Genomic DNA, 24,500 nt, shown 5'->3' on the forward strand with positions numbered 1-24,500 from the left:
CCTAACCGGTCACAGGCGTGTTAACGGCGTCAATTGGTCGGGCCGTCGTTGAAACCCACTTCGTCCACCAGCTCGGATGCCTGTTTGCGGTGGGCGGCAATATCCGTCAGTGGCAGCTTGTCCGGATTGATGGGGCCGAAGCCCTTCACGACATCGGAAGGCTCCGCGCCGGGCAGCACCGGGTATTCGAAGACCTGCTTGGCATAGATTTCCTGCGCCTCGCGCGATGCCAGGAATTCCATCAGCTTCAGCGCATTGTCCTTGTTGGGTGCGTATTTGGTCAGCGCCATGCCGGAAATATTCACATGCGTTCCGCGATCGCCCGCATTGGGAAAGATCACCCGCACCGATCCCGCCCAGACCTTTTCCTCCGGCTCGCGGTCGTTGGTCAGCATCAGGCCGACATAATAGGTATTGCCGAGCGCGATATCGCATTCGCCGGAAAAGATCGATTTGGCCTGGCTGCGGTCTGTTCCATCAGGCTTGCGGGCAAGATTGTTCTTAAGGCCGGTCAGCCATGTCCGGGTATAATCGACGCCATGATGGGCGATCATCGAGGCGATCAGCGCGATATTGTAGGAATGCTGGCCGTCGCGAATGCAGATCTTGCCCTTCCATTTCGGATCGGCAAGTTCTTCATAGGTGATGTCTTTCTGGGTGACCCGCTCCTTTGAGGCATATACCACGCGGCCACGCGTCGTCAGGCCGAACCATTCGCCTTGCGGATCGCGCAGATTGGCCGGGATATCCTTTTCAATGACGGGATCGTTCAGCACCGGCTGCGTGACGCCGCCTTCTTTCGCCTCGACAAGCCGGGCGATATCGACCGTCAACAGCACGTCGGCCGGCGAATTGACGCCTTCTGCCTGAATACGCTCCACCAGACCCTTGTCGAGGAAGAGAACGTTGGCCTCTATGCCCGTTTCTTTCGTGAAGGCATCGAGCAGCGGCTGGATCAACTCGGGCTGCCGGTAGGAATAGACGTTCACCTCGCCGTCCGCAAAAGCAGCGGGCGCGGCCCAGAGGATCGTCAGACCCGAAAAAACGGCAGCGGAAAAACACGATTTCAAGCTTGCCATTAAGAATGCCTCCATTACATTCAGATTCTTGACTTGTTTGTTCATGAATCATCAAAGCGGTCAACAAGGCTGTCCGAGAAATATCGGATGGCTGCCAGTTTTTTCAGTTTCTGGAATTGTTCTAAACTGAAAAAGAGACTATATAACTCCACATTGAGAGTTAGGAGACCAGCATGCGTTTGACCAAACAGACCAACTATGCCGTTCGCATGTTGATGTATTGCGCCGCAAATGAAGGCAAGTTGAGCCGCATTCCGGAGATCGCCAGGGCTTATGGCGTATCTGAGCTGTTCCTTTTCAAAATTCTGCAGCCGCTCAACAAGGCCGGTCTGGTGGAAACCGTGCGCGGCCGTAACGGCGGCGTGCGTCTTGGCAAACCCGCTGAGAAAATCAGCCTGTTTGACGTGGTGAAGGTGACCGAAGACAGTTTTGCCATGGCGGAATGCTTCGAGGACGGTGCTGTCGAATGTCCGCTTGTGGATAGCTGCGGCCTCAACTCGGCGCTTCGCAAGGCGCTCAATGCCTTCTTCGATGTGCTGGCGGAATATTCCATCGACGATCTCGTCAAGGCGCGGCCGCAGATCAACTTCCTGCTCGGCATCGACACGGAAATGCCAAAGATCGCCGCCTTGCCGGCCGCCTGATCATCCCATTGCCCAAGCAACAATTGCGCTAGCCCGTGCCCACAGGTCACGGGCTTTTATTTTATAGAATACTTCGGAAATGCAATATTTTTGGTCGAGCGTGTTGACGCCAGGAGACGAAGCGGCGCATTTGGTCGCGAGCTTTTTTGAAGCAATCAGCCAGCGTCGCAATGATCATCAAGCCTGAATTCCATACATTTGCACTTACCGCGCTCGTCGGCAGCATGGGTGCGCTGCTTGCCAGTCTCCTTAACGTTCCAGCGCCGTTTCTGTCCGGTCCGGCGCTCGCCGTGACGATTACGGGACTGGCGGGCGTGAAGCTTGGGATTCCGGCCTTCATCCGCAATGCCTGTTTCGTTGTGGTCGGCATTTCGATGGGAACGAGCGTAACGCCGTCGGTGATCGATGCCGCGAAGACATGGCCACTGAGCTTCGTCATCGTGCTCGTTGCAGTCGTCATCATGCTGTATGTCGCCTATTGGATCCTTCATTACGGCTTCGGATACGACAGGACGACGGCGATGCTGGGCGCTTCGCCCGGGCACCTCAGCTATATCATCAGCCTCGGTGCCGAAACGAAAAGCGACCTTGCGACCGTCAGCATCGTGCAAAGCGTGCGGGTGATGGCGCTGACGCTTTCCGTGCCGCTGATTGTTGAATATTTCGATCTCGTCAGTACGGAACCGCTCATCGCCAATCCACCGATGGGCCTGTTCACACTGGCCCTGACTATTTGCGCGTCGCTTGCGATGGGATGGCTGTTCCTTCGCTGGAGATTTCCCGCAGCCCTGCTGCTGGGCGGCGTCGCGGTTTCCATCGGCACCCATATTACCGGCCTTACCGAGGGCGGCGTTCCGAGCTGGCTCAGCCTGCCGGTCTATGTGCTGATCGGCTGTCTCATCGGCACGCGCTTTTCGAATGTGTCGCTGATGGATGTGCGAAAAGGCTTTCTGGCAGGTTTCGTCGTCACCATCGCCGTGATGGTGATCGCCGGAAGTATCGCCTGGATGATTTCCAACATTACAGGCGTTCCGCTCAATGCGGTGATGATCGCCTATTCGCCGGGCGGTCTTGAAACCATGGCGGCGATGGCCGTGATGATGCATGCCGATACCGCCTATGTCGGCTCACATCACGTTCTCCGACTTCTGTTCCTGTCGGTTCTCATGCCGCTCGTCATGGGCAAGGATGCACGCAAGCGGGACGGCGAAATCTAAGCCGGGCCAGCGCCCTCGCCATACAGGTAAAAAACGCCAATGGCGTTGCAACCATTTGTTCCTCTGGCCGTTCATGTTTCTCCGCAATTGCGGCGGCGATTTTTCGCGTGTTGGACAGGCTGACCCACCGGAGGACTATTCATGAACCGCTTGATGATGTTGACAGGCGCCGGATTTGCGCTTGCCCTTTCTGTTTCCTTCGCTCAGGCGCAGGTGGTGGTGTCGTCTAAGATCGACACGGAGGGTGGCGTTCTCGGCAACATCATCCTCGCCGTGCTGAACAAGAACAATATTGAGACGACGGATCGCATCCAGCTCGGCGCTACCCCGGTCGTCAGAAAAGCGATCACTGCTGGCGAGATCGACATTTATCCGGAATACACAGGCAACGCCGCCTTCTTCTTCTCCAAGGCGGACGACCCGCTCTGGAAAGATGCCGCCAAGGCTTATCAGGAAGCCAAGACACTCGACTATGACGCCAATAAGATCGTCTGGCTGACACCATCTCCCGCAAACAACACCTGGGCGATCGCGCTGCGCAAGGATGTTGCCGACAAGAACAATCTGAAGACGCTTTCGGATTTCGGCAAATACATTGCCGGTGGCGGTCAGGTGGTTCTTGCCGCCTCCTCGGAATTCGTCAATTCCGCAGCCGCCCTGCCGGCATTTCAGACCACCTACGGCTTTACCATGAAGCCGGATCAGCTGATCACGCTTTCCGGTGGCGACACGGCTGCCACTATCGCTGCCGCCGCAAACCAGACGAACAATGCCAATGCTGCCATGGTCTATGGCACCGATGGTGGCATAGCGCCGTCCGGTCTTGTCGTGCTTGAGGACGACAAGCATGTGCAGCCCGTCTACCAGCCCGCGCCGATCATTCGCGAGGAAGTTCTGAAAAAGAACCCCAATATCGAAACATTGCTGAAACCCGTTTTCGAAAAGCTGGATCTGGCAACCTTGCAGGAGCTGAACGCCCGCGTGCAGGTGGGAGGCGAACAGGCCAAGGCAGTTGCGACCGACTTCCTGACGAAGAACGGTTTCCTCAAGTAATTGCCAGAGAACCGTTGGGGCGGGATATCGGAAACCATGTGAGGTTCACCACATCCCGTCCGAACCTGTGATCCGGGGGAGCGGAATTTGACGAAATGGCCTGACAAGGTAGGCATGCTGATTTCGTGCCTTCTTCTCTACGCGCTTGCAGCGTCCCCCTTCATGACATTCCGAGCCAACCGGATCATTCAGGGTGAAACGCGAACGATCTTCGAAGCGCTTCCGGTTGCTGCTGCTACCCTCCTCGTCGCCATCATTATTGTCGCCGCCTTCATCGCCTTTTTCCGGTTTCCGGCGCGCCTGAAACTCGCCGCTGCGCTGGTCGGTCTCGCGGCACTGGCGATCTTCGTCGGGCAGGCGGCGTCTGCGCTGACACCTGAGGGCAACAGTTTTGCCCGCGTTTCGCCCGCCAGCGGTTTCTGGTTGATGTTTGCAGGGCTTGCACTGCTTGCCGCCGATTGCATTGCACGTCTCCAGCCGAAACCCACTTTGCGGATTTTGCTGTTGCTGGTGGCAACCGGGACGCTTGCAGCGGTCCTGACAAGCGGCCTCTGGGACGATCTCTCCATCATCAAGGAATATAACGGCCGGGCAGATATCTTCTGGACCGAAGCACTGCGGCATGTGGAACTTGCCATCGGGTCGCTGGTTGCAGCCACCCTCGCCGGTATCCCGCTCGGCATTCTCTGTTACAAGGTCGAGCGTTTGCGCTCCGGTGTACTGAACGCTCTCAATATCGTCCAGACCATTCCCTCCATCGCGCTTTTCGGCCTTTTGATCGCGCCACTCGGATGGATGGCAGCCAATGTGCCGGGTGCGGCGAAGATCGGCATCGCCGGCATCGGCATGGCGCCGGCCTTCGTGGCGCTATTTCTCTATTCGCTGCTGCCGGTTGTCTCCAATACGGTGGTCGGCCTGTCCGGCGTTTCGCAGGCAGTGCGGGAAGCCGCGCGCGGGCTTGGCATGACGCCACTGCAAAGGCTGCTGCGGGTGGAGTTTCCGCTCGCCATGCCCGTCATCCTCACCGGCATCCGTATCGTGCTGGTGCAGAATATCGGTCTTGCGACCATCGCAGCTCTGATCGGCGGCGGTGGATTTGGCGTTTTCGTGTTTCAGGGCATAGGGCAGACCGCGATGGACCTCGTACTGCTCGGCACCGTGCCGACCGTTCTGCTCGGCTTCGCCGCCGCGATTACGCTCGACGCCCTTATCGACAGCAATCTCTTCAGCGCAGGCGGAAGGCAAAAGGCATGATCGAGATCGACACCATCACGAAACGATATGGCGATACGGTCGTGGTCGACCAGGTCTCCCTGACTGTGGCGCCGCGCACCGTCACCGTCATCGTCGGCACTTCCGGGTCGGGAAAAACCACACTGCTGCGCATGATAAACCGGCTGGTGGAGCCGACCTCCGGCACTATCCGCATCGACGGAGACGATGTGAGCACCATGCCCGGCTACAAGCTGCGCCGTCAGATCGGCTACGCCATTCAGGGCCATGGGTTGTTTCCGCATCGCACCGTGGCGGAGAATATCGCGACGGTTCCGCAGCTCATCGGCTGGGACCGCAAGCGCATCGATGCGAAAATCGACGCGCTGATGCAGCTCTTCCAGCTGGATCCGGCGCTTTATGCCAACCGCTTTCCGCATGAGCTTTCAGGCGGCCAGCAACAGCGTGTCGGCGTGGCGCGCGCGCTTGCAGCAGAACCGAACATTCTTCTGATGGACGAACCTTTCGGTGCACTGGACCCGGTTATCCGCGCCAAGGCTCAGAACGATCTTCTCGATATCCAGAAGAAGCTCGGTGTCACCATCGTTCTTGTCACGCATGATATGGACGAGGCCTTTCACCTGGCGGATCGTATTGCCGTCATGGACAAGGGCCGTATCGTTCAGGACTGCCCGCCGGCCGAGCTGGTGCTGAAACCGGCAACGAATTTCGTCCGCACCATGATCGGCGAAAACGAGCGCGCCCTGAAACTGCTATCCGTCCTGTCGGTTGCAGACGTCGTGGAGCCGGGAAGCGCTGAAGGCGAACCATTGAATGAACATACCAGCCAGCGCGACGCCCTGTCTGCAATGTTGTGGGCGGGCTGCGATACCTTGCCGGTGCTGAAAGACGATGGCAAACCCGCAGGTATCGTGCGGCGCGATGTTCTCCTCCAGCGGGCTGCCGGAACCCCATGAAAAATGCCGCTTCGTTTTTCGCCCCCGGGGTTCTGGTGCTGGCGCTGATGGCCTTCCTCGCGGCGCCGCAGGTTTTCGCACCGATATTCCGCCCTCTTGTGCAGACCAACGCGCCGGCGATCTACACGCAGGCCAATCTGCTTTCCCTGACACTGTCGCATCTGACCATTGTCGCAATCGCAACGGGGCTGGCCACGCTGGTGGCGGGGGCCCTTGCGGTTCTCGTCACCCGCCCTTTCGGCGCGGATTTTCTGCCGCTATCGCGCAGCATCGTCAATATCGGCCAGACCTTTCCGCCGGTGGCGGTGCTGGCGCTTGCCGTGCCGATGATCGGTTTTGGCGAGAAACCGACGCTCATTGCGCTGTTTCTCTATGCGCTTTTACCGGTTTTCGAAAATACGCTGACAGGGCTGACCACGCTGCCGCCAACCGTCATGGATGCCGCAAAGGGCGCCGGCATGACCGGCTGGCAACGGCTCGTCAAAGTGGAGCTGCCACTTGCCCTTTCGGCGATCCTCGCAGGCATCAGGCTTTCGGCGGTGATCAGCCTTTCAACAGCAACTATCGGTTCCACGGTCGCGGCCCGCACGCTCGGAGAGGTGATCATCGCCGGCCTGCAATCCAACAATCTCGCCTTCATCCTTCAGGGCGGATTGATCGTCGCTGTGCTGGCAATCCTGATCCACGCCAGCTTTTCTGCACTGGAAAAGGCAGCGGCCCGCAAAACCGGGCACTGACAAATGCAAGCTCCTCATTTTTATGTTCACGACATCCGCCGCGCATGTTAGGGGCTGACCGTCGAAACAGAAACATTCGAGGTTCGGGTGACAAAGGCAATCGTCGTGATGGGAGTGAGCGGCTCTGGCAAGTCCACGGTCGCAGAGGAACTGGCGGAAAAACTGGGCATTGCCTTTATTGAGGGCGACAAGCTTCACCCGAAATCCAATGTCGACAAAATGTCAGAGGGCATTCCGCTGACCGACGAAGATCGCTGGCCCTGGCTCGATCTGATTGGCGCAGAACTGCGCAAGGGAAACGAAAATAACGGTGTCGTCGTTTCCTGCTCGGCGCTGAAGAAAATCTATCGCGACCGCCTTCGCGAGGCTACCGGTGGCCCGCTCGCTTTCGTTTATCTGGACGGCAGCCTGGAACTTCTCAGCAGGCGTATGGGCGAACGCAAGGGCCACTTCATGCCGCTCTCGCTGCTCCAGACCCAGCTTGCCACGCTGGAAGTGCCGACGGGCGAACCCGGCGTCGTAACCGTCAGCATCGACGCCACGCCGGAGGAAATTACCGCAAACGCACTTTCGGGCCTGAAAGCGGTGATTTTTTAAAATCCGAGCCTGTCGCGCAGGCCGTACCACCATGCACCAAGCACGGTCAGCGGCACGCGGAACGTCTTACCGCCCGGGAACGGATAATTCGGCAGGGAACTCCAGACATCGAAACGCTCGGCGTGGCCTGCAACGGCCTCGCCCAATATCTTGCCGAGCAGATGCGTGGTGGTGACACCGTGGCCGCTGTCGCCATGCGAAAAATAGACATTGTCCGACAGTTTGCCCATATGTGGGATGCGCGTCAGCGTCAGCGCGAAATTGCCGCTCCAGGCAAAATCGATCTTCGTCTTTTCCAGTTGCGGGAAAGTCTTCAGCATATTCGGACGGATCACCCCGGTCAGATCCGCCGGATCGCTGCCGCCATAACCGATACCACCGCCATAAAGCAGGCGGTTGTCAGAGGTGCGGCGATAATAATCGAGAATATAATTGGCATCCTCGACGCAATAATTGGCTGGCAGGAGTTGCTCGATCAGATCGGCATCAAGCGGCTCTGTCGCCATGACCTGGCTTGAGACCGGCATCATCCGGTCGCCGATTTCCGGCAGCAGCTTGCCGAGATAGGCATTGCCGCAGACGAGAACATATTTCGCCTTCACGCTGCCCGTCGCCGTGCGCACGACAGGGTTTACGCCCTGCTCCAGCGAAATGACCCTCGAATTTTCGAATATGCGCGCACCGAGACTTTCGGCCGCCGCGGCTTCCCCCTGCACCAGATTGAGCGGATGGATGTGGCCGCCGAAACGGTCGATCATGCCGCCGGCATAACGATCGGTCCGCACGTATTTTCCGACATCGGCTTTGGAGACCATCTCAAGCCCGCCATGGCCGTGTTTTTCCCAATGGGCCTTATGGGCCTCCATCTCGCGAATCTGTTTCGTCGTGAAGGCCGCAAAGAAACCGCCATCGACGAGATCGCAATCGATAGCGTATTTCGCAATGCGGCTGCGGATGATCTCCCCGCCTTCCAGCGACATTTCGCCGAGTTTCACCGCCTTGTCGTGGCCGTAACGACTGGCGATTGTTTCGAGGTCGCGGCTATAGCCATTGACGATCTGGCCGCCATTGCGCCCCGAGGCGCCGAAGCCGACCCGCACGCCTTCCAGCACGATAACGGAATAGCCGCGTTCGGAAAGTTCGAGTGCTGCGGAAATACCGGTAAACCCGCCACCGATGACGCAGACATCCGCTTCCATTGCGCCTTCAAGCGTTGGCCGCACGGATTTGACATTGGCGGAGGCCGCATACCAGGAGGATGTGTGGCCGGGATTGGGAATAGTCGTCACCTCAGCCATCTCACACCGTCCTGATATAGGCGTCATATTCGACGTCGGTTACACGCAGGGAAAATTCGGAAAGTTCCTGCTGTTTGCAGGCAGAAAACAGCGTGCGATAACGCTGGCCAAGCGTCGCATAGGCGAAACTCGAACGCGTGAAACGCTGCAATGCATAATCCCAGTTGGTGGGCAAAGGTTCGTGATTGATGGCGTGGCTGTCGCCGGAAATCGCGCCGCCCGGCTGGCGTTTTTCCTTCATGCCGGCAAGGGCAGCACTCAGGATCATCGCCACAACAAGATAGGGATTGGTATCGGCACCGGCGACACGATGTTCGATGCGGGTTGCGGCCTTGCTGGCAGTGATAACGCGCACCGCCGCCGAGCGGTTGTCTATGCCCCAGGAGGCATAGGTGGGCGCATGTTCGCTGGGCGTCAGGCGGCGATAGGAATTGGCATGGGGAGCGAAGATCGCCATGCTCTCCCCCATGTTTTCCAGAAGGCCGCCGACGGAATGCATCAGCGCGTCCGATGGGCCGTTTTCGCCGGCGTAGATATTCCTGCCGTCACTATCGAGAACAGAAAAATGCACATGCATGCCATTGCCGGCCTGTAACCCGTACGGCTTCGCCATGAAGGTGGCGTCGAGATCGTGCCGCCGCGCCACACCCTTGACGATGCGTTTCAGGAAAACAGCGAAATCGGCGGCCCGCAACGCGTCCGGCACATGATTGAGGTTGATTTCATATTGGCCGGGGCCGTTCTCCCGCAGCGTCGTGTCGGCAAGAACACCCTGCGCCCTGCATGCGGTTGCGATATCATGGAAGACATCCTCGAAATCCTGCAATTCGGAAATCGACAGAACCTGTGTCTGGCCCGTGTGCCACCGGCCTTCGCGGCTGTGCGGCGGACGCACCGGATCGAGCGCAGAGCGAACCGGGTCGATCAGGTAAAATTCAAGTTCGGTCGCCACGACCGGCGTGAGGCCGGCCTTTTTGTAGGCTTCCAGCACCCTTGCCAGAACATTGCGCGGATCGCCATAAAACCCGGTTCCATCAGGATTTTTCATCGCGAGCAGGACTTGCGCGGTCGGCCGGCCGAGCCATGTCACCCGAGACAGCGTGCCGGGAACAGGAAAGCAGAACCCGTCCGGATCGCCCGTCCCTTCGGCGAGGCCTGCGGCATGCACATCGCGGCCCCAGATATCCAGCGCATAGACCGAGCGTGGGATCGCCATTCCCTTTTCAAGGACATCGATCGCCCTTTCGCGCGGAATCCATTTGCCGCGCGGCACGCCATTTGCATCTATGACGAAGGCTTCGAGAATTTCGATATCGGGGTTATCGTCGAAAAATTTCTTTGCTTTTTCAATATCATCCATCATGCACCAGCAGGCTGTTTCTCTTCTGTTTCGCGCGCAGAAGCGCTTCGCTAACGAAAATCGTCCTGCTGTTGATAGATGAGAAACCTCGCCGTCATGATGACGCTTGCCCCTTTTCCCTTTTTATAAGCTCATGTTACGTGGCCCGCCGCGGGAAGGCCAGCGGATTCGGCCATCAGAGCGGGATGGCGAAAAGTGTACACGGTTTTCGCCAGAGATGATTTCAGTTCATCAGGATCTAGGGATTGAACCTTTCGGGTCGATAGGCATCGATGGCGATGACCGGCGTTTCTCCCAGCATGGTTTCCGCCAGCACACGGCCAGTGATGGGCCCGAGTGTGAGGCCGTGATGGGCGTGACCGAACGAGAACCACAATGTCCTGTGGCGCGGCGCCTTGCCGATGATCGGCATCATATCCGGTGTGCAGGGACGCGCGCCCATCCAGGGTTCCGCATCCAGCCTGCCGCCCAGAGGAAAGACGGTGCGGGCCACCCGTTCCGCCCGCTCGATCTGCACGGGGGATTTCGGCGCATCGCGTTCTGCAAATTCCGCGCCGGTCGTCAGGCGGATACCTTTGCGCATTGGCGCGAGGAAATAACCGCGCTCGGCGTCGATTAGCCAGTTGTTGAGCTTGGTTCCCTCCTGCGGCGCATAGTGCATGTGATAGCCGCGTTTCACACCGAGCGGAAAGCGGTAACCGAGCCGTTCCGTCACCGTATCCGCCCAGGGGCCTAGTGCGACAACGGCATGTTCAGCTTCCACTGCCCCGGTTTCGGTGCGTAACGTCCAACCACTTGTCGTCTGGCTGAGCGTGGATGCATCACCCCGGACAAAGGTTCCGCCAAGGCTCTCGAACAGTTTGACATAGGCGAGCGTCAGCGCATGTGGATCGCGCACCGACCATGGATCGTTCCATTTCAAACCGCCGACGAAATCCCGGCTGAGATGCGGCTCCGCCGCGGCGAGTTCCGCCCCATCGAGTTTCGTGTGGGAGATGCCGTGGTCGCGCGCCAGACGTTCGGCGAAAGCAAAGTCTGCATCCCGCCTTTCGGCGGTCCTGTAGGCCTCCATCCAACCGTTTTTCACGATTAGATCGCCGGCCTTGGCTTCATCGATCAGGATGCTGTGTTCGGAGACCGAGTGCTCGATCAGCGGCGCGTAGGCGCGGGCAATTGCTGCGTGGCGCGTGGCTGCGGAATTATACCAGTAGCGGCCAAGAAAAGGCGCGATCTTCGGCAGGGCCGAGAGATGATAACGGGCATCGATGCTGTTGTTCAGGGAATAGCGGAGAAGCCGGCTAACTTCCTGCGGGAAGGCGTAGGGAACGACACCCTCTCTCTGGATCAGTCCGGCATTGCCGAAGGAGGTTTCCTCACCCGGTCCCCGCCGGTCCACCAGCACCACCGATTTGCCCCTGCGGGCCAGTTGCAAAGCGACGGAGACCCCGATGATCCCCGCCCCCAAAACGATCACATCCGCTGCCATGGCATTCAATCCGTTTGCGTATCTCGTCCCCGCAACATGGGTCGGCATTTTGCGCAAAGCAACAGAAAAATCATCGTCTTAATAGAAACAGCAATGCGCCTGCTACTGGCTCACCGCTTTAGTTTCGACTGCCTCGATATTGAAAGCAGCAGCCAGCAGGGCCTTGGTATATTCCTGTTGCGGATCGGCGAATATCTCCGCTGCCGGGCCGCTCTCCACCACCTTGCCGTTGCGCATGACGATTACGTCGTTGGCAAGCGCTTTAACTACCTTCAGGTCATGACTGATGAAGAGATAGGCGAGTTCGTGGCGGGCCTGAAGATCGCGCAAGAGATCGACCACCTGTGCCTGCACGCTCATGTCGAGCGCCGATGTGGGCTCGTCCAACATGACGAAGCGGGGTTTCAACACCATGGCGCGGGCAATGGCGATACGCTGACGCTGGCCACCGGAAAATTCATGCGGATAGCGCCAGCGCGTCGCCGGGTCGAGCCCGACTTCTTCCAGCGCCTGGGCGACACGGGTATCCCGCTCATCGGCGGAAAGCTGTCGCTCGTGCACCTTCAGACCCTCGGCAACGATTTCGCCCACCGACATGCGTGGGCTGAGCGAACCATAAGGATCCTGAAACACCACCTGAAGCCGATTTCTGAGCGGCTTCATCATTTCATAGGAATAGCTGTCGATCGACTGACCGATGAAACTGATACGCCCCTCAGACGCTATAAGACGCGATAGGGCGAGACCGAGTGTCGTTTTGCCGGAGCCGGATTCGCCCACGACGCCAACCGTCTGTCCTGCGCGCAGGGTAATATCGATACCGTCAACCGCCTTCACGTGGTCGACCACCTTGCGCATCAACCCCGCCTTTATCGGGAACCAGACTTTTATGTCGTCGCCCTGCATGACGACAGGTTTGCTGGCATCGGAAAGCGGCGGCTCGCCCTTGGGTTCGGCAGCCAGAAGATGGCGGGTATAGGCATGCTGCGGATCGGTAAACACCTGCTCCACCGTGCCGGTCTCGACGATCTTTCCCTTGGTCATCACGCAGACACGATCGGCAAACTTACGGACAATGCCGAGATCGTGGGTGATGAACAGCATGGACATGCCGTGCCGGTTTTTGAGGTCATTCAGCAGTTCAAGGATCTGCGCCTGAACGGTTACATCGAGTGCGGTCGTGGGTTCATCTGCGATCAGCAGTTTCGGCCGGTTGGCAAGCGCCATGGCGATCATCACGCGCTGCCGCTGGCCGCCGGACAATTCATGCGGATAGGCCTTCAGGCGCTTTTCCGGCTCGCGGATACCCACCTGCAATAACAGTTCCAGCGTGCGCGCCCGCGCTTCAGCGCCGGTGATTGCCTGATGCAGCTCCAGAATCTCGCCGATCTGCCGCTCGATGGTGTGGAGCGGGTTGAGCGAGGTCATCGGCTCCTGGAAAATCATGGTGATGTCGTTGCCGCGAACAGCGCGCAACGCGCGTTCCGGCAGGGTCAGCATATCCTTGCCGTCGAACAGGATTTTGCCCGAAGGATGGCTCGCCGCCGGATAGGGCAGCAATTTGAGAATGGAGTTCGCCGTGACCGATTTTCCCGAGCCGGATTCCCCGACTAGGGCGACAACTTCGCCCGGCATCAGGTCGAAGGAGACATGATCTACGGCGACGCTGGTCGCTCCACCCTGATGAAAGGCAACGGAGAGATCACGGACGGAGAGAAGCGGCTGGGTCTTTGTTTCCATCATGGCGATCACCGGAACGTCTTGCGTGGGTCGAAGGCGTCTCGCACCGCCTCGCCGACGAAGATCAGCAGCGACAGCATGATGGACATGGTGAAGAAGGCCGTGAGGCCAAGCCAGGGCGCCTGAAGATTGTTCTTGCCCTGCGCGATCATCTCGCCCAGCGACGGCGATCCCGGCGGCATGCCGAAGCCGAGGAAATCGAGCGAGGTCAAAGTGGTGATAGAGCCGGAGAGGATGAACGGCAGGAAGGTCAGTGTTGCCACCATGGCGTTTGGCAGAAGATGCCGGAACATGATTGTCCAGTTGCCGACGCCAAGGGCGCGGGCGGCGCGGACATATTCGAAGTTTCTGGCACGCAGGAATTCCGCCCGCACGATGCCGACGAAGCCGACCCATGAAAACAGCAGCATGATGCCAAGCAGCACGAAGAAACCCGGCGGCAGAATAGCCGCGATGATCAGCAGGATGTAAAGCACTGGCATCGATGACCAGATTTCAATGAAACGCTGCAACAGCAGGTCCGTCCAGCCGCCGAAATAACCCTGGATGGCGCCGGCAGTCACCCCAACGAGGGCGGATGCGATCGTCAGCGTCAGGCCGAAAAGCACGGAAATACGGAAGCCATAGATCATCCGCGCCGTGACGTCGCGCGCTTGATTGTCGGTTCCGAGCCAATTGAGATTGCCGAGCGTACAGCCGGGATCTGCATTACCCTGCGGATAGGCCGAGCAGCGGTCCTTTTCATCCATCAGCCAGAAGGGTGCTGTGGGGGCGGAATGCGGAATGTTGGAATTGACCGTCTGATAGGAATAGCGGATCGGCGGCCAGATCATCCAGCCATTGGCGTTGATCTCGTCCTGAATGAAGGATGATTTGTAGTCAGTCTGGGCAAGGAACCCGCCAAACTTTTCCTCCGGATAATCGACCATGACCGGCACCAGAAATTCGCCCTTGTAAGAAGCGAAAATGGGTTTGTCATTGGCGATGAATTCCGCAATCAGGCTCAGGAAAAACAGGATCAGGAACAGCCAGAATGACCAGTAACCGCGCCGGTTTGCCTTGAAATTCTGCCAGCGGCGCTTGGTGGTTGGTGAAAACCACGGGCGCTTCGGCTTTACCAATGTTTCCGTTGCGGCGGTATGGGCAAGCGTCATCACACGTCCCTCCGCTCGAAATCGATACGCGGATCGATCCATGTGTAGATAAGGTCGGATAGGAGGCTGACCACGAGGCCCATCAGCGAAAAGATGAAGAGCGTGCCGAACACGATCGGGTAGTCGCGATTGACGACCGAGAGATAACCGAGGCGGCCTAGGCCATCCAGCGAGAAGATATTCTCGATCAGCAGCGAACCGGTGAAGAATGCCGAGATGAAGGCGCCCGGAAAACCGGCGATCACGATCAGCATCGCATTGCGGAAGACGTGGCCATAAAGAACCTTGCGTTCGCTGAGCCCCTTGGCGCGGGCGGTCACGACATATTGCTTCTTGATCTCGTCGATGAAGGAATTTTTCGTCAGAAGCGTCGTCGTCGCGAAAGCCGAAAGCGATAGCGCGATCAGCGGCAGGGTCAGGTGCCAGAAATAGTCGATGATCTTCTGCCACCAGTTCAGCTGGTCAAAATTGTCCGATACCAGACCGCGCAGCGGGAACCAGTCGAAGAACGATCCGCCGGCGAAAAGCACGATGAGAAGAATGCCGAACAGGAAGCTTGGAACGGCATAACCGATGATGATGATGCCTGATGTCCAGATATCAAAGGTCGAGCCGTCGGAAACGGCTTTCTTGATGCCGAGTGGAATGGAGATCATGTAGGAGATGATCAGAATCCAGAAGCCGAGCGACATCGAGACCGGCAGCTTGTCGATGATGAGATCGATGACCGAGGAATTGCGGAAGAAGCTGTCGCCGAAATCGAAGCGTATGTAATTCCACATCATTTCGAGAAAACGGGTGAGCGGCGGCTTGTCGAAACCGAACTGTTTCTCAAGCTTGGCGATCAGCTCCGGATCAAGGCCCTGCGCACCGCGATATTTCGAGCCGCTTTCATCGAAACCGCCGGACTGGCCCATAAGATCGCCGCCGCCGGAGAGGCGGTCGGAGGCACTGTCGCCCTGCCCAGTCAGTTGCGCGACGACCTGTTCCACCGGCCCGCCCGGCGCGAACTGGATGACAAGAAACGAAATGCCCATAATGCCGATAATGGTCGGGATCATCAGCGCCAGACGTCTGAGAATATAGGCGCCCATCAGCCTTTGCTCCCGGCTGATACGTCAGCGGTTTTCGTTTCTGTCAAACCCGGTCCTTTCCTGAAAGCGCTGCCTTGCGCGATCCAAGCGATTCGTCTCGCCCTATGTGAATCAAGCCTTCGGCGCGAAAGCAAGCGGGGCGTCAGTTCGCGGCCTGGCTGGACCACCATGCTTCCGGAAAACCGATGCCATATTGCGGCAGGTTTTCCGGACGGATGAGCGTGTTCCAGTAAGCGACGAACATCTCACCGCGATAAAATTGCGGTATGACGTAGCTGTTTGCCAGAAGCACCCGGTCAAGCGCCCGCGCGGCGGCCACCTGCTCATCCCGGTTGGGCGCAAATATGACCTTCCTGACCAAAGCGTCGACGGCAGGGTTCTTGATGCCGGCGAGATTGTTGGAGCCCTGCCGGTCGGCCGCCGCCGAACCCCAGAAATCCGCCTGTTCGTTTCCGGGATTTGCCGACGTCGCCCAGAGCTTGACCGCAACGTCGAAATCGAAGCTGCGGGTACGGTTGGTATATTGCGAGGCATCGACGGTGCGGATGGTCGCATTGACGCCGATCTTCTTCAGGTTCTGGACATAGGGCAGGATGGTTCTTTCCATGCCGGAGGAATCGATCAGAAACTCCATATCCAGCGGCTGCCCGCTCGCCGCGTTGACCATGCGGTTGCCGCGAAGCTCATAACCGGCCTCCTTCATCAGCTTGACCGCCTCGCGCAGATTGTCCCGCTGTTTGGCGGGTTCACCCGCGACGGGATTGCTATATTCGGTGGTGAAGACCTCCGGCGGCACCTGATCCTTCAACTCCTGAAGAATTTCGAGTTCACGACCGGTCGGCAGGCCGGAAGAGGCGAGCTCGCTGCCCATGAAAAAGCTGTTGATGCGCTGAAACTGACCGTAAGCCAGCGTCCTGTTCAGCTCTTCGAAGTCGAAAGCATAGTTAAGCGCCTTGCGCAGTTTCGGGTTCTGGAACTTCTCCCGCCGCATGTTCGGCACGAAGGCCTGCATGATGCCGACGGCGCGATAGATGTTCGGCAATTCTTCCTTTGTGACGCGGCCTTCCTTGACGGCCGGAAAATCATAACCAGTGACCCAGCGGCTGGAAGAAGCTTCCTGCCGGAAATCGACTGTGCCTGATTTGAAAGCCTGGAACTCGACGTCCTGATCGGCAAAGAAGGTATAGGTGATTGTTTTGAAATTGTGCTGGCCGACATTCACATTGATGTCCTTGCCCCAATAGTCGTCACGTCGCTCATAGGTCATCGTCGATCCGGGAGACAGCGACGCTATTTTATAGGGGCCAGACCCCATCACCGGCTCCAGCGTGCCACGCGATATGTCGCGCGGCTTGCCATCCGGACCAACGCCCTCCCACCAGTGTTTGGGAACAATCAGCAACTGCCCGACGATCTGCGGCAATTCGCGATTGTTCTTTTCATCGAAGGTAAAGGTGATGTCCCTTTCACCCGTCACCTCTGCCTTGGTCACATGGGTGTAATAGGTCGCAAGCTGCGGGCTGAGATCTTTGGCTTTTTCAAAACTGAAGACGACATCTTCCGGCGTCACCGGCTTGCCGTCGGCCCATTTCGCTTCCGCGCGGAGCCGGAAGGTGGCTTTGGAGATATCGTCGGGATAGCTCACGCCCTCTGCCAGGAGACCGTAGGAGGCCGAGAGTTCCTCTTCCGTCGATTTCATCAGAGTGTCGAAAACCAGTGAAAGACCTGTGGCCGCCTCACCCTTGGCGAGCAGCGGATTGAGCGTGTCGAAGGTTCCCGACGTCGACAGGCGTAGCGTGCCGCCTTTCGGCGCCTTGGTGTTCACATAGTCAAAATGATCAAAACCATCGGGATGCTTCAATTCACCGACCGTCGAGATTCCCTTTCGCCACACATCCGCAGACTGTGCGGAGGCGGCCGCCGGCATCAGCATGGCGGAGGCCGCAAGAGCGACGAGGAGCCGGGATTTCAGCGGTGCCAATTTCATTCGGGACGTTCCCTGTTTTCGTGTTTGTTGAAGAGAGCATAAAACAAACATTGGCAAAAAACAGATGCTCCGGCTCACAAGCTCTTTATTGAGGCCTTTATTCGCATGCCTTGGTGCGGGCGGCTTGAAACATGGTTTCAACAAAATCCCGATCCAGTTTATCCTGAGGGGCGAGAGAATCATTTAGTCGGAACGGGCACGAATATATGACGGCGGGATCATCCAGAGTTTTCAAGGCGGCCATGCTGGCGATTTCGGTCGTTTCGGCGCTCCAGTTGCAGACGCAAATCGCATCGGCCGAGGACAGGCCCGCGAAAGAAGTATTCGGCCACATCGACCTGCCATCTGCGAATAGCTCCCAGCCGATCGGCTCCTATGCAAAGGGATGTCAGTCCGGCGCCATCGCCATGCCCGCAGATGGCCCGACGTGGCAAGCCATGCGCCTTTCCCGCAATCGCAACTGGGGCCAACCGCAGCTGATTTCCTTCCTCGAGCGGTTTTCGCAGGATGCACAGAAAATCGGCTGGCCGGGCCTGTTGCTTGGCGATATCTCACAGCCGCGCGGTGGACCGATGCTGACAGGCCATGCCTCGCACCAGATCGGCCTCGATGTCGATGTGTGGTGGCGGCCCATGCCGAACCCGAGGCTGACGGTGCAGCAGCGCGAGACGCTGCCTTTCATTTCCATGCTTGATAAGTCCAAGTTCCTGACGGTCGATGACCGCAAATGGTCGCCGCTCAATGCACGGCTGGTAATGATGGCAGCGAGCTATCCGCAGGTGGAGCGGGTCTTCGTTAACCCGGCAATCAAGCAGAAACTCTGCCAGACATGGACCGGCGACCGCACCTTCATGGGCAAGATCAGGCCAATCTACGGTCACGACGAACATTTCCACATCCGGCTGGAATGCCCGCCCGGCGCGCCCAACTGCAAACCTCAGGCAGAAGTTGGCAAAGGCGACGGTTGCGACAAGTCGCTGGCCTGGTGGTTCACCAAGGAACCATGGGCGCCGCCGAAAAAAGACCCCAATGCCAAGCCTGTGAAACCCCGTCAGGTCATGGTCTCCGATCTGCCCGCAGCCTGTGCCGCCGTGGCCGCCGCCCCATCCGCCAACACGGAAGGTTTTGCTGCGCAGGCATATTCCCCGGCCCAGGCCGTGCGCCAGCAAGGCGTGGAACAGATCATCCAGAACGCTCCGGCCATTCAGCCACCTGCGGATATTCCGCTTCCGACCCAGCGCCCGACATTGAACTGAAACAGAAATGCGGCATTAAACAGCTTCCCTTTTCAAATGGGGACAAGCTGTTATAGAAGGCTTCAAATCGATTTAATTCTTTATGGGAACAGGCTGGGGACATGGCAGGACAACGCTGTATCGCACTCATCGCTCACGACGAGAAAAAAGACGATATGGCGGATTTTGCGCGTCATCACCAAAAGGCGCTTTCCGGCTTCAAGATCGTCGCCACCGGCACCACCGGCGGGCGCGTTCAGGAAGCATGCCCCGACCTCAGCGTCATTCGCCTCAAAAGCGGCCCGCTTGGCGGTGACCAGCAGATCGGTGCGATGATCGCCACCGGTGAGGTCGATATGCTTATCTTCTTCACCGACCCGCTGACGGCGATGCCGCATGATGTGGATGTGAAGGCGCTGACGCGGCTTGCCACGGTTTACGACATTCCCATGGCGCTCAATCGCGCCACCGCAGAAAACCTGATCGACTTCAACCTCGCCGAATGACGCGCCAACATGGAACAGGTAATGCCGAAGACGTCCGATACCGAATATCTTTCCTTTCCGATCCTTCTTGGCGACATCGGCGGCACCAATGCCCGCTTTTCCATTCTGATCGATTCCTTTGCGGAACCGGTGCACCTCACCACCGTGAAAACAGCGGAATATCCGACAATTGACGACGCCATCCAGCAGGCGGTTCTGGACAAAACCTCGCTTCAGCCCGTGTCGACCATCCTTGCGATCGCCGGCCCCATCGAAGGCGACGAGATTCCGCTGACCAACTGCCATTGGGTCGTTAAGCCGAAGGATATGCTGGCCAAACTCGGCCTGAAGGACGTCATCGTCATCAACGATTTCGAGGCGCAGGCACTGGCTATTGCCGCGCTCGACGACGACAACCGCGATTCTATCGGCTCCGGCAAAAAAGACATGCTGGCATCGCGCGTCGTTCTCGGACCAGGCACAGGCCTTGGCGTTGCCGGTCTGGTTTACGCCCGACATATGTGGTTTCCCGTACCCGGCGAGGGCGGCCACATCGATATCGGCCCCAGAAGCGCGCGTGACTATGCGGTCTTTCCGCATATCGAGACCATCGAGGGCCGTGTCGCCGGCGAACAGATCCTTTGCGGGCGCGGGCTGGTCAATCTTTACCGGGCCCTCTGCACCGCCGATGGCATCGAGCCGATCTTTTCCGATCCGGCCGACATAACCTCGCAGGGGCTTTCGGGCCAGAACCCGCAGGCGAAAGAGACGCTTTCGCTTTTCAGCACCTATCTCGGCCGTGTGGCGGGTGACCTTGCCCTGATCTTCATGGCCAAGGGTGGTGTCTATCTCGCAGGTGGCATTTCGCAGAAAATCGTTCCCGCGCTGAAAAGCCCTGAATTCCGGGCGGCGTTCGAAGACAAGGCGCCGCACAGTGCCCTGATGCGCAGCATTCCCACCTTCGTCGTTACCCATCCACAGGCGGCCCTTTCCGGTCTCGCCACCTACGCGCGCACCCCTTCGGATTTCGGCCTTTCACTCGACGGGCGGCGCTGGAGAGCCTGATCTGCGCTTGGGAGAGGCTTGCGAAGCGGGCGGGCGGTCTTTAACGTCGGTGAGGTATGGGTCAGTCAATTGAATGGCGACCTTGAACGGCAGGACGTGAAAAGTGAGTGAAGGCATGAGCGGCAGCGATATGAAACTGGTGGTGGTTGGTGCGGCGGGCCGCATGGGACAGGCGCTGATCCGCCTTATTCACCAGACACCGGGTGTAACGCTGCATGCCGCTGTCGCACGCGAAGAGTCTGCTTTTGTTGGCCGCGATGCCGGCGAGATTGCCGGTCTCGGACCAATCGGCATCGAGATCACCAGCGATCCCTTGCAGGCATTCCTGCATGCGGAAGGGGTGATCGACTTCACCTCGCCTGCAACCAGCGTCACTTTCGCCGGTCTCGCCGCGCAGGCCCGCATCGTACACGTCATCGGCACCACCGGTTGCTCACTGGGCGACGAGGAAAGATTCAAGGCAGCGTCACGCCATGCCCGCATCGTCAAATCGGGCAATATGAGCCTTGGCGTCAATCTGCTCAGCGTTTTGACGCAGCAGGCCGCCAAGGCACTGGATGCGCAGAACTGGGATATCGAAATCCTTGAAATGCACCACAAACACAAGGTGGACGCGCCCTCCGGAACAGCGCTGCTGCTCGGCGAAGCGGCGGCAGCGGGCCGCAAGGTCGATCTCGCCACCTCCTCCGTTCGCGTGCGTGACGGGCATACGGGTGCGCGCGAAGCGGGCACAATCGGTTTTGCGACCCTGCGCGGCGGCTCGGTGATCGGCGAACATTCGGTGATCTTCGCTGGCGAGGGAGAGCGCGTCGAGCTTTCCCACTACGCAGGCGACCGCTCCATCTTCGCACGCGGCGCGATTGCGGCGGCGGTCTGGGCCTTCGACAAGAAGCCGGGCTTCTATTCGATGCTGGATGTTCTCGGCCTTTCGCAGGCAGAATAACGCTTCAGTCTATGTCTGCGCCTTAGTTTTCCACGGTAAACTCAACCGTATCTGCCGAGAACCGGCTGATGGCATATTGCACGGGAATGCCGTCCATATCCGCGTTCAGCGCCTGGGTGACGAGCAGTATTGCGCCCGGCGACAATTCGAGATCGGCCAGATCCTGGGTATCAGCGTGGCTCGCGGAAATGACGGTAGAGATGCGTACATAATCCGCGACGCCCAGCATTTCGAAGGCGGCGGTGATCGACCCACTTTTTTGATAGGCTTCCCCTATCCCTGAAAAACGGTCCGCCGGAAACCACGTGGTCGAGCGGGAAACCGGCCGGCTGTCGGCCTTTCGCAGGGTTTCCAGACGCACAAGCGGTGCACCCGGCTGTAATTGCAGCCGTGCCGCCAAGTCGGCATTTGCCGGCTCGGTGGTGTGGGAAAGAAGCAGCGCCTGCATATCCTTCACCTGATCGCTGATACCGGCCGTGAACCGTGTGCGCAGTGAAATCGGAAAGCTCAGTCGTTCCTTGCGCGCAATCATCGTGCCGCGCCCCTGCCTCGCCTCGAGAATGCCTTCGCTTGCCAGCGCGGCAATGGCGCTCCTGACGGTATGGCGGTTGACACCGAATTTTTCGGCCAGCGTCATTTCTGGCGGCAACATGCCGGTTGCGTCGTGATCGCCCGCTGCGATCTCGCCCCTGATCCTGTCGGCGATCTGTCGCCAGAGCGCCACGCCGTTCTTTCTTTTCATCGCTGCCGAAGGGCTCATGTCACACGCTTGTCATTCATCGACGTTAATTGTAACTTATATTGTATAGTTGTCTATATCAATAGACATTAGAGGTCAAGCGATGAATAACGAAGCTGCGAATTCACATGCGGAAAGGAAACGGGTGGCAGCACTTCTTGCCCGCGCCACCGTTCAGGAACTTGAGGCCGTCTGGAGCCGGCAGGATGCCAGCCCGCAGACGGAAAACGTGCGCGGGCCTGAAACCGGCCTCGTGATGGTCAAGGGCCGCATCGGCGGCGGCGGTGCGCCCTTTAATCTGGGCGAAACCACCGTGACCCGGGCAACCGTGAAGCTCGCATCCGGCACCGTCGGCCATGCGCATGTGCTCGGCACCGGTCGCAAGAAGGCCTGGTACGCTGCGGTTTTCGATGCGCTCTGGCAGGAAAACCCGACACGCGGCTTCATCGAGACCGAGCTTCTTTCACCGGTCGAAAAAAGACTGGCCGAGGAGAAAGATCGGAAAACGAAAGAAACAGCCGCAACTCGTGTGGATTTCTTCACCATGGTTCGAGGAGAGGATTGATGGGCGTGAAAGCCGAAGCATTGACGGGCGGTTTTTCCGACGCCGTTTTCGATTCACAGCGAATCTTCAAGAAGCTCATGGACGGCATGGCCCGGCCAGGCACAGCGCAAACGATCGAAACAACAGTTGCCCCGCCGCTGCCGCTTGGTGCGGCCAGCGGCGCCGTTCTTCTTGCACTTTGCGACCATGACACGCCGGTCTGGCTGAGCGGCGCGCTACGCAAAACCACGGTGCCGGGATGGATCGGGTTTCACACCGGGGCGGTTACAACAGAGGAAAAAAACGCGGCGCATTTCGCCGTCATTGAGGCGGGAAGCGCAATTGCCTCCTTCGGTCTCTTTGCCCAGGGCAGTCAGGAATACCCCGACCGTTCCACGACGGTCATCATCGAATTGCCCGATCTTGACGGCGGACGGGAACTGCTGCTGTCCGGCCCCGGCATCCGCCATATCAACATCATTAGCCCATCCGGCCTGCCGGACATATTCCCGAGGCTATGGGCGGAAAACAACGCCATCTTCCCGCGCGGCATCGACGTCATCCTGACGGCTGGCGACAAATTCGTCTGCCTGCCACGCACAACGCGCATTCAACCCGTGGAGGCATAAGATGTATGTTGCTGTCAAAGGCGGGGAAACCGCCATCGCCAACGCCCACCGGCTTCTGGCCGACAAGCGGCGCGGAGACCGCGACCTGCCCGCCATGACGGTGGCGCAGATCGTTTCGCAGCTTTCGCTCGCCGTTGACCGGGTCATGGCGGAGGCTTCGCTTTACGACCAGTCGCTGGCCGCCCTTGCCGTCAAGCAGTCTCGCGGCGACATGATAGAAGCGATTTTCCTGCTGCGCGCCTACCGCACGACCCTGCCCCGTTTCGGCTATTCTGTTCCCGTGGATACTGCGAAGATGACGGTCCAACGGCGCGTTTCGGCAACCTACAAGGATTTGCCGGGCGGGCAATTGCTGGGACCGACCTTCGATTACACCCACCGCCTGCTCGATCCCTCGCTGCTGGAGGACGGAGCTGTCGAGATCCCTGCCATCCGTGAAGGAGAGACAGAATACGTCATGCGCGTATCCGACATTCTCGCCGAAGAAGGCTTGATCGAAAGTGACGGCGACATGCCGGACGACCACGTTGCCGGCGATCTTACACGCGAACCAATAGAGTTTCCGATGGCGCGCGACCTGCGCCTGCAATCGCTTGCACGCGGCGACGAGGGCTTTCTTCTGGCGCTCGCCTATTCGACGCAGCGCGGTTACGGCCGCACACACCCGTTCGTCGGTGAAATCCGCATCGGCGAGGTGGAGGTCGAACTGGATGTGCCGGAGCTCGGTTTTGCTGTCTCGGTCGGCGAAATCAAGGTCACCGAATGCCAGATGGTCAACCAGTTCAAGGGTTCCGCCAAGGCACCTCCGCAATTCACCCGCGGTTACGGTCTGGTGTTCGGCCAGAGCGAGCGCAAGGCGATGGCCATGTCACTGGTCGACCGTGCGCTACGCGCCGCTGAATTCGGTGAGGATGTGGTTGCCCCGGCGCAGGACGAGGAATTCGTCATCTCGCACGCCGACAATGTTCAGGCGACGGGCTTTGTCGAACATCTGAAATTGCCGCACTACGTGGATTTTCAGGCCGAACTGGGCCTGGTGCGCAAAATGCGCGCCGATTTCGACGCGACCGACACCGATGCCGGGGAATGGATGAGAGATGCCGCCGAATAAATCAGCGACTGTGCTGCTCGCCGAACCAATAGGCGCAAAAGACGGTCAATGCTGCAAAAGCGGCAAAGAACACGGCTGCAAGAATTCCAATCTCCATGAGCTTGTACTCCTTTT

At 58.7% G+C, this 24,500-nt stretch carries 23 protein-coding genes; 14 read left to right on the top strand and 9 right to left on the bottom strand.

The window, feature by feature from the left end; genetic code table 11:
• Positions 1 to 29: 29 nt before the first annotated feature.
• Positions 30 to 1,079, bottom strand: coding sequence for a Fe(3+) ABC transporter substrate-binding protein (locus ACQZ5Y_RS04850; RefSeq protein ID WP_019564505.1), 1,050 nt, complete (start codon positions 1,077 to 1,079; stop codon positions 30 to 32).
• A gap of 173 nt (positions 1,080 to 1,252) precedes the next feature.
• On the opposite strand from ACQZ5Y_RS04850, the gene rirA reads away from it, so the two are divergent.
• The 7 genes from rirA (at position 1,253) to ACQZ5Y_RS04885 (ending at position 7,516) form a co-directional block, all read left to right on the top strand.
• The gene (gene rirA, locus ACQZ5Y_RS04855) at positions 1,253 to 1,723 is read left to right on the top strand and encodes an iron-responsive transcriptional regulator RirA (RefSeq protein WP_003514531.1); all 471 of its coding nucleotides are present in this window, start codon (positions 1,253 to 1,255) and stop codon (positions 1,721 to 1,723) included.
• A gap of 170 nt (positions 1,724 to 1,893) precedes the next feature.
• A complete protein-coding gene (locus tag ACQZ5Y_RS04860) occupies positions 1,894 to 2,940 on the top strand; it encodes an AbrB family transcriptional regulator (RefSeq protein ID WP_174049116.1) in 1,047 nt (348 codons plus the stop codon).
• Between the two features lie 141 nt (positions 2,941 to 3,081).
• Positions 3,082 to 3,993 (top strand): glycine betaine ABC transporter substrate-binding protein OsmF, encoded by a 912-nt coding sequence (gene osmF, locus ACQZ5Y_RS04865; RefSeq protein WP_112496511.1) that lies wholly within the window; start codon positions 3,082 to 3,084, stop codon positions 3,991 to 3,993.
• Positions 3,994 to 4,080: 87 nt separating this feature from the next.
• Positions 4,081 to 5,247, top strand: coding sequence for an ABC transporter permease (locus tag ACQZ5Y_RS04870; RefSeq protein ID WP_174049115.1), 1,167 nt, complete (start codon positions 4,081 to 4,083; stop codon positions 5,245 to 5,247).
• Positions 5,244 to 6,182, top strand: a complete 939-nt coding sequence (locus ACQZ5Y_RS04875) for an ABC transporter ATP-binding protein (protein WP_003514521.1) — start codon at positions 5,244 to 5,246, stop codon at positions 6,180 to 6,182. The genes ACQZ5Y_RS04870 and ACQZ5Y_RS04875 overlap by 4 nt, the downstream gene beginning before the upstream one ends.
• Entirely contained in the window at positions 6,179 to 6,919 is a 741-nt protein-coding gene (locus ACQZ5Y_RS04880) for an ABC transporter permease (RefSeq protein WP_174049114.1), read from the top strand. The genes ACQZ5Y_RS04875 and ACQZ5Y_RS04880 overlap by 4 nt, the downstream gene beginning before the upstream one ends.
• Before the next feature lie 108 nt (positions 6,920 to 7,027).
• The gene (locus ACQZ5Y_RS04885) at positions 7,028 to 7,516 is read left to right on the top strand and encodes a gluconokinase (protein WP_003514519.1); all 489 of its coding nucleotides are present in this window, start codon (positions 7,028 to 7,030) and stop codon (positions 7,514 to 7,516) included.
• Here the strand turns inward: ACQZ5Y_RS04885 and ACQZ5Y_RS04890 are convergent.
• The 7 genes from ACQZ5Y_RS04890 to ACQZ5Y_RS04920 all read right to left on the bottom strand — a co-directional run bounded on the left by ACQZ5Y_RS04890 (position 7,513) and on the right by ACQZ5Y_RS04920 (position 17,635).
• Positions 7,513 to 8,814: an NAD(P)/FAD-dependent oxidoreductase gene (locus ACQZ5Y_RS04890; RefSeq protein WP_174049113.1), complete on the bottom strand. Its 1,302-nt coding sequence runs from the start codon at positions 8,812 to 8,814 to the stop codon at positions 7,513 to 7,515. The two genes, ACQZ5Y_RS04885 and ACQZ5Y_RS04890, sit on opposite strands and share 4 nt — an antisense overlap.
• 1 nt (position 8,815) lies before the next feature.
• Entirely contained in the window at positions 8,816 to 10,177 is a 1,362-nt protein-coding gene (locus tag ACQZ5Y_RS04895; RefSeq protein ID WP_003514517.1) for a glutamine synthetase family protein, read from the bottom strand.
• A 235-nt stretch (positions 10,178 to 10,412) separates the two neighbouring features.
• Positions 10,413 to 11,660 carry an NAD(P)/FAD-dependent oxidoreductase gene (locus ACQZ5Y_RS04900; RefSeq protein ID WP_111804249.1) on the bottom strand — a complete coding sequence of 416 codons (1,248 nt, stop codon included), beginning with the start codon at positions 11,658 to 11,660 and terminating at the stop codon, positions 10,413 to 10,415.
• Between the two features lie 102 nt (positions 11,661 to 11,762).
• Complete coding sequence (locus ACQZ5Y_RS04905; RefSeq protein ID WP_174049112.1) at positions 11,763 to 13,403, bottom strand: ABC transporter ATP-binding protein; 1,641 nt, start codon at positions 13,401 to 13,403, stop codon at positions 11,763 to 11,765.
• A 5-nt stretch (positions 13,404 to 13,408) separates the two neighbouring features.
• The gene (locus ACQZ5Y_RS04910) at positions 13,409 to 14,554 is read right to left on the bottom strand and encodes an ABC transporter permease (protein WP_003514514.1); all 1,146 of its coding nucleotides are present in this window, start codon (positions 14,552 to 14,554) and stop codon (positions 13,409 to 13,411) included.
• Complete coding sequence (locus tag ACQZ5Y_RS04915; RefSeq protein WP_003514512.1) at positions 14,554 to 15,648, bottom strand: microcin C ABC transporter permease YejB; 1,095 nt, start codon at positions 15,646 to 15,648, stop codon at positions 14,554 to 14,556. Before ACQZ5Y_RS04915 ends, ACQZ5Y_RS04910 begins: the two co-directional genes overlap by 1 nt.
• Before the next feature lie 142 nt (positions 15,649 to 15,790).
• Complete coding sequence (locus tag ACQZ5Y_RS04920; protein WP_065688428.1) at positions 15,791 to 17,635, bottom strand: extracellular solute-binding protein; 1,845 nt, start codon at positions 17,633 to 17,635, stop codon at positions 15,791 to 15,793.
• A 206-nt stretch (positions 17,636 to 17,841) separates the two neighbouring features.
• Here ACQZ5Y_RS04920 and mepA point away from each other — a divergent pair, with 206 nt between their 5' ends.
• The 4 genes from mepA to dapB all read left to right on the top strand — a co-directional run bounded on the left by mepA (position 17,842) and on the right by dapB (position 21,363).
• Positions 17,842 to 18,891: a penicillin-insensitive murein endopeptidase gene (mepA, locus tag ACQZ5Y_RS04925; RefSeq protein WP_013635279.1), complete on the top strand. Its 1,050-nt coding sequence runs from the start codon at positions 17,842 to 17,844 to the stop codon at positions 18,889 to 18,891.
• Between the two features lie 101 nt (positions 18,892 to 18,992).
• Complete coding sequence (locus ACQZ5Y_RS04930; RefSeq protein ID WP_174042049.1) at positions 18,993 to 19,376, top strand: methylglyoxal synthase; 384 nt, start codon at positions 18,993 to 18,995, stop codon at positions 19,374 to 19,376.
• A 21-nt stretch (positions 19,377 to 19,397) separates the two neighbouring features.
• Positions 19,398 to 20,420 (top strand): glucokinase, encoded by a 1,023-nt coding sequence (locus tag ACQZ5Y_RS04935; protein ID WP_174049111.1) that lies wholly within the window; start codon positions 19,398 to 19,400, stop codon positions 20,418 to 20,420.
• A 115-nt stretch (positions 20,421 to 20,535) separates the two neighbouring features.
• Positions 20,536 to 21,363, top strand: a complete 828-nt coding sequence (gene dapB / locus ACQZ5Y_RS04940; RefSeq protein WP_174049110.1) for a 4-hydroxy-tetrahydrodipicolinate reductase — start codon at positions 20,536 to 20,538, stop codon at positions 21,361 to 21,363.
• A gap of 22 nt (positions 21,364 to 21,385) precedes the next feature.
• Here dapB and phnF read toward each other — a convergent pair whose 3' ends face one another.
• The gene (phnF, locus tag ACQZ5Y_RS04945) at positions 21,386 to 22,123 is read right to left on the bottom strand and encodes a phosphonate metabolism transcriptional regulator PhnF (RefSeq protein WP_080799808.1); all 738 of its coding nucleotides are present in this window, start codon (positions 22,121 to 22,123) and stop codon (positions 21,386 to 21,388) included.
• Positions 22,124 to 22,205: 82 nt separating this feature from the next.
• Here phnF and phnG point away from each other — a divergent pair, with 82 nt between their 5' ends.
• From phnG to ACQZ5Y_RS04960, 3 genes are read left to right on the top strand one after another with little or no spacing between them, the layout of a single operon-like run.
• Positions 22,206 to 22,667, top strand: coding sequence for a phosphonate C-P lyase system protein PhnG (phnG, locus tag ACQZ5Y_RS04950; protein ID WP_003514497.1), 462 nt, complete (start codon positions 22,206 to 22,208; stop codon positions 22,665 to 22,667).
• Positions 22,667 to 23,275, top strand: coding sequence for a phosphonate C-P lyase system protein PhnH (gene phnH, locus ACQZ5Y_RS04955; protein WP_162633657.1), 609 nt, complete (start codon positions 22,667 to 22,669; stop codon positions 23,273 to 23,275). Before phnG ends, phnH begins: the two co-directional genes overlap by 1 nt.
• Position 23,276: 1 nt before the next feature.
• On the top strand, positions 23,277 to 24,386 hold the full coding sequence (locus ACQZ5Y_RS04960; protein WP_145166464.1) for a carbon-phosphorus lyase complex subunit PhnI: 1,110 nt from the start codon (positions 23,277 to 23,279) through the stop codon (positions 24,384 to 24,386).
• Positions 24,387 to 24,500 lie beyond the last annotated feature (114 nt).

The organism is Agrobacterium sp. A3-95 (assembly GCF_053521785.1).

Excerpts from the sequence above, each read along its gene's own strand:
- mepA (WP_013635279.1), top strand. The coding sequence starts at position 17,842 with ATGACGGCGGGATCATCCAGAGTTTTCAAGGCGGCCATGCTGGCGATT.
- phnF (WP_080799808.1), bottom strand. The coding sequence starts at position 22,123 with ATGAGCCCTTCGGCAGCGATGAAAAGAAAGAACGGCGTGGCGCTCTGG.
- ACQZ5Y_RS04850 (WP_019564505.1), bottom strand. The coding sequence starts at position 1,079 with ATGGCAAGCTTGAAATCGTGTTTTTCCGCTGCCGTTTTTTCGGGTCTG.
- ACQZ5Y_RS04935 (WP_174049111.1), top strand. The coding sequence starts at position 19,398 with ATGCCGAAGACGTCCGATACCGAATATCTTTCCTTTCCGATCCTTCTT.
- ACQZ5Y_RS04860 (WP_174049116.1), top strand. The coding sequence starts at position 1,894 with ATGATCATCAAGCCTGAATTCCATACATTTGCACTTACCGCGCTCGTC.
- ACQZ5Y_RS04875 (WP_003514521.1), top strand. The coding sequence starts at position 5,244 with ATGATCGAGATCGACACCATCACGAAACGATATGGCGATACGGTCGTG.
- rirA (WP_003514531.1), top strand. The coding sequence starts at position 1,253 with ATGCGTTTGACCAAACAGACCAACTATGCCGTTCGCATGTTGATGTAT.
- dapB (WP_174049110.1), top strand. The coding sequence starts at position 20,536 with ATGAGCGGCAGCGATATGAAACTGGTGGTGGTTGGTGCGGCGGGCCGC.
- ACQZ5Y_RS04915 (WP_003514512.1), bottom strand. The coding sequence starts at position 15,648 with ATGGGCGCCTATATTCTCAGACGTCTGGCGCTGATGATCCCGACCATT.
- ACQZ5Y_RS04900 (WP_111804249.1), bottom strand. The coding sequence starts at position 11,660 with ATGGCAGCGGATGTGATCGTTTTGGGGGCGGGGATCATCGGGGTCTCC.
- ACQZ5Y_RS04885 (WP_003514519.1), top strand. The coding sequence starts at position 7,028 with ATGGGAGTGAGCGGCTCTGGCAAGTCCACGGTCGCAGAGGAACTGGCG.
- ACQZ5Y_RS04920 (WP_065688428.1), bottom strand. The coding sequence starts at position 17,635 with ATGAAATTGGCACCGCTGAAATCCCGGCTCCTCGTCGCTCTTGCGGCC.
- ACQZ5Y_RS04890 (WP_174049113.1), bottom strand. The coding sequence starts at position 8,814 with ATGGCTGAGGTGACGACTATTCCCAATCCCGGCCACACATCCTCCTGG.
- ACQZ5Y_RS04880 (WP_174049114.1), top strand. The coding sequence starts at position 6,179 with ATGAAAAATGCCGCTTCGTTTTTCGCCCCCGGGGTTCTGGTGCTGGCG.
- ACQZ5Y_RS04960 (WP_145166464.1), top strand. The coding sequence starts at position 23,277 with ATGTATGTTGCTGTCAAAGGCGGGGAAACCGCCATCGCCAACGCCCAC.
- ACQZ5Y_RS04895 (WP_003514517.1), bottom strand. The coding sequence starts at position 10,177 with ATGATGGATGATATTGAAAAAGCAAAGAAATTTTTCGACGATAACCCC.
- phnG (WP_003514497.1), top strand. The coding sequence starts at position 22,206 with ATGAATAACGAAGCTGCGAATTCACATGCGGAAAGGAAACGGGTGGCA.
- ACQZ5Y_RS04905 (WP_174049112.1), bottom strand. The coding sequence starts at position 13,403 with ATGATGGAAACAAAGACCCAGCCGCTTCTCTCCGTCCGTGATCTCTCC.
- ACQZ5Y_RS04910 (WP_003514514.1), bottom strand. The coding sequence starts at position 14,554 with ATGACGCTTGCCCATACCGCCGCAACGGAAACATTGGTAAAGCCGAAG.
- osmF (WP_112496511.1), top strand. The coding sequence starts at position 3,082 with ATGAACCGCTTGATGATGTTGACAGGCGCCGGATTTGCGCTTGCCCTT.
- ACQZ5Y_RS04930 (WP_174042049.1), top strand. The coding sequence starts at position 18,993 with ATGGCAGGACAACGCTGTATCGCACTCATCGCTCACGACGAGAAAAAA.
- phnH (WP_162633657.1), top strand. The coding sequence starts at position 22,667 with ATGGGCGTGAAAGCCGAAGCATTGACGGGCGGTTTTTCCGACGCCGTT.